General features: G+C 60.0%; 5 protein-coding genes and 1 pseudogene. 3 read left to right on the top strand and 3 right to left on the bottom strand.

What is annotated here, in order from left to right; genetic code table 11:
* Window positions 1-198 precede the first annotated feature (198 nt).
* The 3 genes and pseudogenes from msrQ to ACZ1HN_RS05290 form a co-directional block, all read right to left on the bottom strand.
* Window positions 199-801: a protein-methionine-sulfoxide reductase heme-binding subunit MsrQ gene (msrQ, locus tag ACZ1HN_RS05300; protein WP_299601749.1), complete on the bottom strand. Its 603-nt coding sequence runs from the start codon at window positions 799-801 to the stop codon at window positions 199-201.
* A complete protein-coding gene (msrP, locus tag ACZ1HN_RS05295; RefSeq protein WP_472726742.1) occupies window positions 801-1,706 on the bottom strand; it encodes a protein-methionine-sulfoxide reductase catalytic subunit MsrP in 906 nt (301 codons plus the stop codon). Before msrP ends, msrQ begins: the two co-directional genes overlap by 1 nt.
* A 72-nt stretch (window positions 1,707-1,778) precedes the next feature.
* Window positions 1,779-2,824, bottom strand: a pseudogene (locus tag ACZ1HN_RS05290) (glutamate synthase-related protein).
* Window positions 2,825-3,517: 693 nt separating this feature from the next.
* Between ACZ1HN_RS05290 and ACZ1HN_RS05285 the strand changes: the two are divergent.
* The 3 genes from ACZ1HN_RS05285 to ACZ1HN_RS05275 all read left to right on the top strand — a co-directional run bounded on the left by ACZ1HN_RS05285 (window position 3,518) and on the right by ACZ1HN_RS05275 (window position 6,127).
* The gene (locus tag ACZ1HN_RS05285) at window positions 3,518-4,006 is read left to right on the top strand and encodes a fasciclin domain-containing protein (protein WP_472726741.1); all 489 of its coding nucleotides are present in this window, start codon (window positions 3,518-3,520) and stop codon (window positions 4,004-4,006) included.
* Between the two features lie 32 nt (window positions 4,007-4,038).
* Entirely contained in the window at window positions 4,039-4,392 is a 354-nt protein-coding gene (locus tag ACZ1HN_RS05280) for a hypothetical protein (RefSeq protein ID WP_472726740.1), read from the top strand.
* Between the two features lie 154 nt (window positions 4,393-4,546).
* Window positions 4,547-6,127: an ABC-F family ATP-binding cassette domain-containing protein gene (locus tag ACZ1HN_RS05275; protein WP_472726739.1), complete on the top strand. Its 1,581-nt coding sequence runs from the start codon at window positions 4,547-4,549 to the stop codon at window positions 6,125-6,127.
* The last annotated feature ends 11 nt before the right edge of the window (window positions 6,128-6,138 follow it).

Raw genomic sequence — 6,138 nt, 5'->3', positions numbered from 1 at the left:
TATGGGGTTATCCACAGACCTATCCCCAAGACTCACCAGACTCAGTGGCCAGACTCGGGTGAATCGCAGCCGATTCAACCGAGCGAGTCGCCCGATTCACCGATTCAGCACCCAGATTTTTTGAAAATTCCATGCCCGACCCCCGATTCACACCTGACTCGCGACGCAAACAGCGCCCGATTCAGGGCAAATCAGCCCTCAGGTCGCTACTTTTCTGACCAGAGTGGGAACACGCAGCGCCAAAAGCGCCAGAATAACGGTCAGATACACCAAAGGCTCCAACTGAAATCCCTTGCTGAGCCAGACAAAGTGCACGCCAGACAGAATCGCGACCGGATAGGTCAGCAGATGCAATCGACGCCAGACAGCGCCCAGCCACTTTACGGATGTATTGTTCGACGTCAGCGCCAGCGGCAGCATCAGGATAAACGCGGCCATCCCTATTGTAATGTACGGGCGCTTGATGATGTCTGCCACGACCCGGTCAATGGACTGCACATCCAGCACCGCCCACACCAGCAGATGCAGCACGACATATGTAAAGGCGAGCACGCCGATGGTCCGTCTGAACTTGATCAGGTTCACGCCAATGAACCGGCGCAAGGGCGAGATGCACAAGCCGATGATCACAAGCTGTAGCGCGATCTCTCCGAGCTCACGCTCAAGGGCGTTGATGGGCTCACGGCCAAGCCCCCCAGTCTGTGCCATATATAGAAGTACGGGGACCGGGATCAGGTACACTATATACACTGCCCATGTGGGGACCTTGCGGGCCGCCTGATTGATCCGATCCACCAGCATCAGAAGTTCGCGCGCAGGTCCATGCCTTCGTACAGGCTGGCCACGTCTTCTTCGTACCCGTTGAACATCAATGTTGGCTGTCGCTTGGCAAACAGGCCACCACCAACCATGCGCTCACTCGCCTGGCTCCAGCGCAGGTGATCCACTTCCGGGTTCACATTACTATAGAAGCCATACTCGCGCCCGTTCGCCTTGTTCCAGCTGGTGGGCGGTTCATCTGCTGTCACAGTAATACGCACAATCGACTTGATCGATTTGAACCCATACTTCCACGGCACCACCAAGCGGATCGGCGCTCCATTCTGGTTCGGGATTGGCTTGCCGTAGATTCCCGTCGCCATCATCGTCAGCGGATGCATCGCCTCGTCCAGACGCAGACCCTCAACATAAGGCCAGTCCAGAACGGGGAAGCGCACACCGGGCATCTCGTCCGGACGCAGGGCCGTTTCAAAGGCCACGTATTTCGCACCCTCCTGCACACCGGCCAGGTTCAACAGGTCGGCCAGCTCAAAACCGTTCCACGGGATCACCATCGACCACGCCTCGACACAGCGGAAGCGGTAGATGCGCTCCTCGATCGTCATGGCCTCCATGATCTGGCCCATGGAATAGTCGCCGGGATTGTCGACCAGCCCGTCGATGGCAACGGTCCACGGCTCGGTCGTCAGCGTATGCGCATTGCGCGCCGGATCGCTCTTGCCCGTCCCGAACTCGTAGAAGTTATTATACTGTGTGATGTCTTCCCAGGAATTGGGCTCAAGCTCGGCCTCCTGGCTGCGTGCCATGCCTGCCGCACCGATCAGTCCCAGACCCATCGCCCCCGCCATGATCTGCCGACGGTTCATATACGCCGCCAACGGCGTCGCGTCGGCGCGCGTGAGGGTGTTTTTCCAACGATGGGCCATTCAGGTGTCTCCTACGATTTCAAGCACCATGGCACATAGATGGGTCTGACCGGCTACCAAAATGATATTCGCTCACGCCCTTGTCACCGGGTTGTAACTCGGAGTGATTTCGTTCAGCGGCCGCGACCGGCCATCATCCTGCACGATGCGCACATGGCGGCGGCGCATCATCCGTGGCTCTGCCACGCCAACAGAGTGCGCAATGGTCTCAACCTCGTGGATGATTTCACGGGCATAGCGGGTCACCCGCTTTTCTTTGTCCTCGACCACCAGCCCCTTCTGGAACCGCTTGTCATGCGTGGTGATGCCGGTGGGGCACGTATTCTTGTTGCACTTCAGCGCCTGAATGCAGCCCAGGCTAAACATGAAGCCGCGCGCGGTGGTGATGAAATCAGCGCCCGCCGCCAGCGCCCAGGCAATATCGCCCGGGTTCACCAGCTTGCCCGAGGCGACGATGCGAATGCGATCCTTCAGGCCCGCCTCATCCCGCAAATCGACAACAGCGACCAGCGCCTCGCGGATCGACATGCCCACCAGATCGATCAGAGGCATGGGTGCCGCACCCGTTCCGCCCTCACCGCCGTCTATTGTAATAAAGTCAGGCGCACAGGCCGCGCCCCGCGCGTTGATCGCGGCAAACAGCTCAGCCACGGGGCGCTCTGCCCCCACAACGGTTTTGATTCCCACCGGCTTCCCGGTCACACCGCGGATGTGGCACACCAGATCCAGCAGATCATTCCAGTCATTCACCTCGGCATGGCGGTTCGGCGAAATTCCATCCTGACCAACACGCAGGCCGCGGATACCGGCAATCTCCTCCGTCACCTTGGCGCCGGGCAGGATCCCCCCTTCCCCGGCTTGGCCCCCTGCGCCAACTTGATCTCGAACATCCGCACCTGTTTGTGGGTCGCCACCTCGCGCAGCTTGTCGTCACTCAGGTTGCCCTCTTCATCGCGGACACCGAACTTGGCCGTGCCGATCTGAAAGACGATGTCGCAACCACCCTCAAGGTGATACTTGCTGATCCCGCCCTCGCCCGTGTTCATCCACACACCCGCCTCTTTCGCACCCCGGCTCAGGGCCCGCACCGCCGGTTTGGAAATGGCGCCATAGCTCATGCCGGAAATGTTGAAGAACGACCGCGCCGTATAAGGTGTACGCGCGCCCTCACCGATGACCATGGGGGCAGTGCGGGCAAACTGATCCTCCAGCGGCGGGAAGGCCGCATTCACAAAGATCGGCGTACCGACAACATTCAGGTTGCGGGTCGATCCAAAGGCCACCGTGTTGCTGACCCCCTCGCCCGCCCGCTTGATCCACTCACGCTGCGCCCGGTTGAACGGCAGCTCCTCGCGGTCCATGGCAAAGAAGTATTGGCGAAAGAACTCGCCCAAGGTCGAGAACAAATGCCGGAACCGCCCGATGACCGGATAATTCCGCCGGATCGCATCGTGGGTCTGGGCCCGGTCGATGACGAACATGACCAAAGCCACGGCCACCGCCAAACCAATAATGAAAAAGAAGCCGAGGACCAGAACCTCGAGCACAGCCATTGCAAATCCCACGACACCATCCCTCTAAAGTTCCGCACACTGTGCAAAGCCCGGAGCAAGGACGCAAGCACAGGCGGGTTTCTGCCATGCTTAACAAAGTCGTGAGTGGAAATGTGAAGACGGCCCAGCTTAGGGGTTCAATGGCACGTTTCAAGATAGTGTGGGAAAAATTTCCACGTGATCCAAAGGCATAAACCGCGCGTTTCCCTCACGATGCCGCATGACGGTAATCACAACCTATCTACGGGAGACACCTTTATGATACGCAAGACACTTCTGGCCACAATCGCCACCGCCGTCTTTGCAACAGCCGCCATCGCAGGCTCTGCCAAGAAAGACATCGTTGATACAGCCGTGAGCGCAGGCTCGTTCGAAACACTCGTGGCCGCAGTCCAAGCCGCCGGCCTTGTTGATACGCTGAAGGGCGAAGGTCCCTTCACTGTCTTCGCCCCCACGGACGAAGCGTTCGCCGCCCTGCCAGAAGGCACCGTGGAAAGCCTGCTGCTGCCCGAGAACAAGGACCAGTTGACCGCCATCCTGACCTACCACGTCGTACCGGGCAAAGTGATGTCGACCGACCTGCAGGACGACATGGAAGCCACAACCGTTCAGGGTGAGACCGTGACAATCGACCTCGACGACGGGGTCAAAGTGGAAGAAGCGACGGTCGTCAGCGCCGACATCGAAACCTCGAACGGCGTGATCCACGTGATCGACAAGGTGATCCTGCCCGAAGGCAACAGCTGATCCCGCACCACATTCTCCGGGGGCCTCACAGCATGGGGTCCCCACCGCACACGCAACACCCCGGTTCCCGCCCTACGGCACACAAGCAGAACGTGGGGCAACAATATGACCACCCCTTCCACCATATCCCACTGACACACATCGATGCGCGCGACCCGCCGCCCTCCATCAAATTTGCCCAAAGCTTCCAAATCCGCCGCAAACTCGCCAGCTTTAACTGGATTATCCGGTTTTCAGGGCCAGGATGCAAAGCCCCCAGCCGGATGAACGACGTGATGGTGACAATCGAGCGGGTGTTTGGGGCGGAGCGCTCAACCTTTGGCAAATACGGTTCATCAAAAACGCAGCGCAAGCGGGAGATAAGCTTGCTCTTCAAGGCAGGCTGAACATCAATGCCAAGCTGCGGTTCAGCACATCTTGTACATTGTATATGCACCCGGCCATGACTATTATTTTAGACGTAGCATCAACGGGACCAAGAACATGGATTGCACACTCGCCATTTGACCCCTCAACGGTTTCCAATCGCGAGCACATCCCATGTCTTCTATCGTTCTGGCCGGCCTCAGCTGGCACACCACCCCAAACAACACACCTCTCTTCACTGACCTGAACCTGACATTCGGCCCCGTGCAAACCGGTCTTGTCGGCCGAAACGGGACAGGCAAGACAACGCTTTTGCGTCTGATTGCTGGTGACATTACCCCCTCGTCCGGCTCCATAACGAAACCACCTTCGATCGGGTTCCTTCAACAGAACCCAGAGCAACACAAAGGCGCGACGTTGGCCGATCTTTTCGGCGCAAATGATCAACTCGCCATTCTAGCCCGCGCCGAAAAAGGCGAAGCGACCGCAGATGATCTGGCAGATGCAGATTGGACACTCGAGGCGCGCCTCGACGCCGCCTTGGGAAGCATGGGCCTGGACCAACCGCCAGAGACACCGCTCAATGCACTGTCCGGCGGCCAACGCACCCGCGCAGGGCTCGCCGCACTCATGTTCGCGGAACCAGATGCGCTTTTGCTGGACGAACCAACAAACCACCTCGATCACCTTGGACGCACACAGGTGGTCCAAGCCCTGCGCACGTGGCAGGGCTGCGTCATCGTCGCAAGCCACGACCGCACCCTGCTGGCCGAGATGGACGCCATTGTCGAACTGACGACGCTTGGCGCACGCACCTATGGCGGCAACTACGCCGCCTATCGGGACATGAAAGCCGCCGAACTGGCAGCGGCAGAAACCGATCTGGCCCGCGCAGAACGCGCGGTGGCCGACACCCGGGCGCGGGTGCGGCTGGCGGCCGAACGCAAGGCCCGCACCGACCGGCAAGGCAGGCAGTTGCGCGCCTCGGGCAGCCAGTCAAAGCTCGTGCTCGACGCCGCAAAAGAACGCAGCGAAGGATCAGGCGCCTCCGCCGCCCGCTTGCGCAACCGTCAAATGGACAAGGCAGACTCCACCCTCGAAGACGCACGCGAAGCAATCGAGGTTCTGCAACCGCTCACCATCGACATCCCGTCTTCTGGTCTGGTCGACGGGTGCAACGTGTTGCAGATCGACACCCTGCGCTTCGAGTATCAGCTGGATCAGCCAATCCTCACCGATGTGTCCCTCACCATCCGCGGCCCGGAACGCATTGCGATCACGGGCGCAAACGGCTCGGGCAAATCAACCTTGCTCGCCTGCATTCACGGCGATCTCCAGCCCCAAACCGGCTCCATTGCCCTGCATGTCCCGGCGGCGCTTCTCGATCAGGATCTCAGCCTGTTCGATCCAGAGGAAACGGTCCGCGACGCCTTCGCCCGCATCGACCCGGAGGCCAGCGAAAACACCCGCCGCGCCGCCCTCGCCCGCTTCCTCTTTCGGGGGGATGACGCCCACCAACGCATCGGCGCGCTCAGCGGCGGACAACGCCTGCGCGCCGGATTGGCCTGTACCCTCGGACACAGCCAGCCGCGCCAACTCCTCCTGCTGGACGAACCCAGCAATCACCTCGATATCGAAGCGGTCGAGACGTTGGAGGCCGCCCTCAGCGCATATGACGGCGCAATCCTTGTGGTCAGCCATGACCAGGAGTTTCTGGACCGGATTGGAATAGAGCGCGGGCTCACCTTGCCATGATCCCGCATCGC

The organism is Tateyamaria sp. GN1-10 (assembly GCF_055693845.1).
The sequence above is the reverse complement of the archived record's forward strand: the minus strand, read 5'-3'. Positions and strand labels throughout refer to the sequence as shown.